General features: G+C 75.7%; 7 protein-coding genes and 1 riboswitch. Of the genes, 5 read left to right on the plus strand and 2 right to left on the minus strand.

Annotated features, from left to right (window positions below; genetic code table 11):
- Positions 1–130 precede the first annotated feature (130 nt).
- Together RIF68_RS26905 and RIF68_RS26910 are read right to left on the minus strand one after the other, a co-directional pair.
- The gene (locus RIF68_RS26905) at positions 131–541 is read right to left on the minus strand and encodes a hypothetical protein (protein WP_309053887.1); all 411 of its coding nucleotides are present in this window, start codon (positions 539–541) and stop codon (positions 131–133) included.
- Entirely contained in the window at positions 534–1046 is a 513-nt protein-coding gene (locus RIF68_RS26910; RefSeq protein WP_309053888.1) for a SigE family RNA polymerase sigma factor, read from the minus strand. Before RIF68_RS26910 ends, RIF68_RS26905 begins: the two co-directional genes overlap by 8 nt.
- A 362-nt stretch (positions 1047–1408) precedes the next feature.
- Here RIF68_RS26910 and dhaK point away from each other — a divergent pair, with 362 nt between their 5' ends.
- The 5 genes from dhaK to RIF68_RS26935 all read left to right on the plus strand — a co-directional run.
- Positions 1409–2401 carry a dihydroxyacetone kinase subunit DhaK gene (gene dhaK, locus RIF68_RS26915; RefSeq protein ID WP_309053889.1) on the plus strand — a complete coding sequence of 331 codons (993 nt, stop codon included), beginning with the start codon at positions 1409–1411 and terminating at the stop codon, positions 2399–2401.
- Positions 2402–2449: 48 nt separating this feature from the next.
- Entirely contained in the window at positions 2450–3109 is a 660-nt protein-coding gene (gene dhaL / locus RIF68_RS26920) for a dihydroxyacetone kinase subunit DhaL (protein WP_309053890.1), read from the plus strand.
- 38 nt (positions 3110–3147) lie between these two features.
- Positions 3148–3555 (plus strand): PTS fructose transporter subunit IIA, encoded by a 408-nt coding sequence (locus RIF68_RS26925; RefSeq protein ID WP_309053891.1) that lies wholly within the window; start codon positions 3148–3150, stop codon positions 3553–3555.
- Positions 3556–3626: 71 nt separating this feature from the next.
- Positions 3627–3849, plus strand: a riboswitch (cobalamin riboswitch).
- A 28-nt stretch (positions 3850–3877) separates the two neighbouring features.
- Positions 3878–4591 (plus strand): energy-coupling factor ABC transporter permease, encoded by a 714-nt coding sequence (locus RIF68_RS26930; RefSeq protein ID WP_309053892.1) that lies wholly within the window; start codon positions 3878–3880, stop codon positions 4589–4591.
- Positions 4588–5087: energy-coupling factor ABC transporter substrate-binding protein (locus tag RIF68_RS26935; protein WP_309053893.1), on the plus strand; the 500-nt coding region annotated here is incomplete at its 3' end. The genes RIF68_RS26930 and RIF68_RS26935, both read left to right, overlap by 4 nt.

Genomic DNA, 5087 nt, shown 5'->3' on the forward strand with positions numbered 1-5087 from the left:
GGTGCGCGGCGGGAGTCGCCTCCGCCCTCGGGGCATGTCCGGCTATGAGGGTCATGTCTCTCTTTCCTCAGGGCGTGGCGGGGCACGGGACCGCGACGGGGCGATCCCGCAGGGTGGGGCCGGGTACGGGTCAGCGGTCGCCGGTACGGGTGGGGGACGTGGTCGTGCCGGTGCTCGTGGGGATGCCGCCGGGCACGGTGGTGCGGGGTGGCGAGGGGGGTGGCGAGGTCGTGGCGGCCGTGGTCCCGCCGGTGGCGGGCGGCCGGGTCGTACCGGCCGGAGCCGTGGGCGAGGGGCGGCTCGCCGAAGGGCTCGTGGCGGGCAGGACCGGCTCGGAGGACCCCGGCAGCAGGGTGGTGAGGGCCGCTCCCCCGCCGCCCACCAGGAGGCAGGCCGCCGCCGCGCAGACGGCGAGGCGGCGCCGGTGGGCCCGGCGGCCCCGGGCGGAGATCTCCGCGGCGGTCGGGAGGGCGGCGCGGGCCCGTCCCGCCTCCGCGGCTTCCTGGAACAGCGACCGCAGCGGGTCGTGGGGCTCATGCACCGGGTGCCTCCTCACGGGGCGCGGGCTCGATACGGGGGTCGTCGATCCGGTGGGCGAGGGCCGCGCGGCCACGCGCCAGGTGGGTCTTGACGGTGCCGGTCGACAGACCGGTCTCGCCGGCGACCTGATCCACGCTCAGATCGCACAGATAGTGGAGGGTGAGCGTGCGCCGCTGCTGGGGAGGCAGCCCGCGCAGGGCCTCGACGAGGACGAGGTGGTCCGGTTCGGGCCCGGCCACCACCGGGGGCGCCCCGCCGCGCCGCCAGGCCTCGGTCGTCCGCCGCCGGAACCGCCACCGGCTCACCGCGAGCCGCCACGCGACCGTCCGGATCCACGCCTCGGGCTGCCCGTCCCGGTCGAGCTGCCGCCTGCGGCTCCAGCCCTTGACGAAGGCCTCCTGCACGACGTCCTGCGCCTCGTGCAGGTCGCCGAGCATCACGTACAACTGGCCCGTGAGCCGCGCCACCGCGTGGGCGTAGAACTCTTCGAACTCCTCGACGGTCAACTGCGCTCTCCCGGATCTCCGACAACACCCCCCATACGCCGGGGGCGGGGCGCCCGGTTGACACCGGGCGCGGGAAACCAGGGTGATCGTGATCACGGAACCGTACGGCCCCCGACACGCGTCCGGGGTCGCCGGCTCCCCGACCGCCCGGGCACCCCGCCGCCGGGGATGATCCCGTCGCGTACGTGACCACGGCGGCGGCAGGGCCGATACTCGGCAGGGGCACCCCGGCGGCCACCGCCGGGACCGGCCTTCGAGCAGCACGCACCACCGTCAGCCGCACACCGTCAGACCAGCCGGCCGGACGGCCCGCCCCCGGGAGGAGAGCGGGCCGCCGGCTCGCGAGGCCCGAGGAGACCGCTGTGAAGATGCTCATCAACGTCCCCGAGACCGTCGTCGCCGACGCCCTGCGGGGGATGGCCGCCGCGCATCCCGAGCTCACCGTGGACGTGGAGCGGAGGGTGGTGGTGCGGCGGGACGCGCCGGTGGCCGGGAAGGTGGCGCTGGTGTCGGGCGGCGGGTCGGGGCACGAGCCGCTGCACGCGGGGTTCGTGGGGCCCGGGATGCTGGACGCCGCGTGTCCGGGCGAGGTGTTCACCTCGCCCGTGCCCGATCAGATGGTGCGGGCCGCGGCGGCCGTCGACAGCGGCGCCGGGGTGCTGTTCGTCGTCAAGAACTACACCGGTGACGTGCTGAACTTCGAGATGGCGGCCGAACTGGCGGAGGACGAGGGCGTACGGATCGCCCGGGTCCTCGTCGACGACGACGTGGCGGTCACGGACAGCCTGTACACGGCGGGGCGGCGCGGCACCGGCGCGACGCTGTTCGTGGAGAAGATCGCCGGGGCCGCCACCGAGGAGGGCGCGCCGCTGGAGCGGGTCGAGGCCGTGGCACGGCGGGTGAACGAGCGGTCCCGCTCCTTCGGGGTGGCCCTCGGCGCCTGCACCACACCGGCGAAGGGATCGCCGACCTTCGACCTGCCCCCCGGCGAACTGGAGCTGGGCGTGGGCATCCACGGCGAGCCGGGCCGGGAGCGGCGGGCCATGATGACGGCCCGGGAGATCGCCGACGTCGCCGTCGAAGCCGTCCTGGACGACCTGCGGCCCACCGGCCCGGTCCTGGCGCTGGTCAACGGCATGGGCGGGACACCCCTGCTGGAGCTGTACGGCTTCCACGCGGAGGTGGCGCGGGTGCTCGGGGAGCGCGGGGTGCCGGTCGCCCGGGCCCTGGTGGGGAACTACGTGACCTCGCTGGACATGGCCGGCTGTTCGGTGACGCTGTGCGAGGCGGACGAGGAGCTGCTGCGTCTGTGGGACGCGCCCGTGCGGACGGCCGCGCTCCGCTGGGGGCTGTGAGCCGGGGCCGCCGGACACATCGGCAGGGACACACGGGAGAGGACCGGGATGACGGAGACGGCGGGAACGTACGGCACGGAGTTCTTCGTGCGCTGGCTGGAGGCGGTGGCCGAAGCGGTCGAGCGGGAGGCCGACCGGCTGACCGAGCTGGACGCGGCCATCGGCGACGCCGACCACGGGGCCAACCTGCGGCGCGGTTTCACGGCCGTGCGCAAGGCCTTGGAGGAGGAGCCGCCGACGGCACCGGGAGCGGTGCTCGTCGCGGCCGGGAAGCAGTTGATCTCCACGGTCGGCGGGGCGTCGGGACCCCTCTACGGCACGCTGCTGCGGCGCGCGGGCAAGGCGCTCGGCGACGATCCGCAGGTGACCCGGGAGCGGTTCGCCGGGGCGCTGGGCGAGGGGGTGGAGGCCGTTTCCCGGCTGGGCGGCGCGGCACCGGGGGACAAGACGATGCTGGACGCGCTCGGGCCGGGTGTGGAGGGGCTGAAGGTGTCCTTCTCGGCAGGACGGGACCGGGCCGGTGAGGGCGCCGCCGGAACCGTGCCGCTGCGGGCGCGCAAGGGCAGGGCCAGCTACCTGGGCGAGCGCTCGGCCGGGCACGAGGACCCGGGCGCGGCCTCCTCGGCGCTGCTGTTCGCGGCGCTCGCCGCCACGGCCCGCGCGGAGGCGGCGGACGGGACGAGGACGGACGGGGAGGGGGCGGCATGAGCGCCGGACGGGACGACGACGGACGGGGAGGGGGCGGCATGAGCGCCGGACGGGTCGGGATCGTCCTGGTCTCGCACAGCGCCGGGGTGGCGGCGGCCGTGGCCGAACTGGCCCGGGGCCTCGCCGGTGGCGGCGACACGGCTCCGGTCCGGCCGGCCGGCGGCACCCCGGGCGGGGGCCTGGGCACGAGCGCGGAGCTGATCGCCGAGGCGGCGCGGGCGGTCGACGGCGGCGCCGGGGTGGCCCTCCTCGTCGACCTGGGCAGCGCCGTGCTCACCGTGAAGGCGCTGCTCGCGGAGGGCGGCGAACTGCCCGAGGGCGCCCGGCTGGTGGACGCCCCCTTCGTGGAGGGCGCCGTCGCGGCCGTGGTGACCGCGAGCGCGGGCGCCGGCCTGGACGAGGTCGCGGCGGCGGCCTCGGAGGCGTACACCTACCGCAAGGAGTGAGACGGGGGCCGGTGTGCGCGGGGGCGTGCGACGACAGCGCGCAGTGAGCGGGAGAACGCGCCGGGTGGCCGCCGTGTTGTGATGCACCTGGTCAACCCACTAGTGTCACAGCGCCTTGGTGTACGGGAAACCGGTGCAGTACCGGTGCGGCCCTCGCCACTGTGATCGGGAGGTCCGGCTCCATCCCCCAGGGGAAGCCACTGCATCGCCGCGGGAGACCGCCGGGGTGTGGGAAGGCGGAGTCGGGCGGCATGACCGTCAGCCAGGAGACCGGCCAAGGCGCGTTGTCCATCCACGAGGTGCTGGAGAGGGTCTCCCAACCATGCATATAGCCGAGGGGTATCTGCCCCCTGTGCACGCCGCCGCCTGGAGCGTCGCGGCCGCACCGTTCGTCGTCCACGGAGTCCGCGCGCTGACCCGCGAGGTGCGGTCCAACCCCGAGTCCACCCTGCTGCTGGGCGCCTCCGGCGCCTTCACCTTCGTCCTGTCCGCGCTGAAGCTTCCCTCGGTGACGGGCAGTTGTTCGCACCCGACCGGTACCGGGCTCGGCGCCATCCTGTTCCGGCCGCCGATCATGGCGGTGCTCGGCACCCTCACGCTCCTCTTCCAGGCGCTGCTCCTGGCGCACGGCGGCCTGACCACCCTCGGCGCGAACGCCTTCTCCATGGCCGTCGCCGGCCCGTGGGCGGGGTACGGGACGTACCTCCTGCTGCGCAGGTCCGGGGCGCCGCTGATGGTGAGCGTGTTCTCCGGCGCGTTCGTGGCGGACCTCTCGACGTACTGCGTGACCAGCGTGCAGCTGGCCCTCGCCTTCCCCGACCCCGGAAGCGGCGTGGCGGGCGCGCTGGCCAAGTTCGGCGGCATCTTCGCGGTGACGCAGATCCCGCTGGCGGTCAGCGAGGGCCTGCTCACGGTCCTCGTGATGCGGCTCCTCGCGCAGTCCAGCAAGGGCGACCTGATCCGGCTCGGCGTTCTCGCCCGGCCGGCCGGGGCCGCCGGTGACGCCGCGCCGTCCGAGGGGGCGAACGCCCGATGAGCCGGAACGCGAAGATCAACACGCTGCTGCTGCTCGTCGTAGTGGCCCTGGCGGTGCTGCCGCTCGCCCTCGGTCTCGGCGACCACAAGGAGGAGCCCTTCGCCGGGGCGGACGCCGAGGCGGAGACGGCGATCACGGAGCTGCGGCCGGACTACGAGCCCTGGTTCGCCCCGCTGTACGAGCCGCCGTCCGGCGAGGTCGAGTCGGCGCTGTTCGCCCTCCAGGCGGCGCTGGGCGCCGGTGTCCTCGCGTACTACTTCGGCCTGCGGCGCGGGCGGAGGCAGGGCGAGGCCCACGCGGAGCGCGGGATGCCGGTACAGAGCCCCGGCGGACCTCGGACGTCCGCTCCGGGCGCCGGGGCCTCCGGCGGGCGAGCCCCGGGGGCGGCGTCCGGGGACGCCGGGGCCTCGCCCGAAGGAGCCCGGGGCACCGGGGCCGGGGAAAGAAGCACGCGCGCGTCCGGGGCAGGGCCGGTCGCCCCGCCCGCGTCCCCCTC

It is taken from the genome of Streptomyces sp. (genome assembly GCF_031178505.1).
Lineage (GTDB): Bacteria > Actinomycetota > Actinomycetes > Streptomycetales > Streptomycetaceae > Streptomyces > Streptomyces gulbargensis.

Bases quoted from the DNA above. Each gene is read 5' to 3' on its own strand.
- RIF68_RS26925 (WP_309053891.1), top strand. From the start codon at position 3,148: ATGAGCGCCGGACGGGTCGGGATCGTCCTGGTCTCGCACAGCGCCGGG.
- dhaL (WP_309053890.1), top strand. From the start codon at position 2,450: ATGACGGAGACGGCGGGAACGTACGGCACGGAGTTCTTCGTGCGCTGG.
- RIF68_RS26930 (WP_309053892.1), top strand. From the start codon at position 3,878: ATGCATATAGCCGAGGGGTATCTGCCCCCTGTGCACGCCGCCGCCTGG.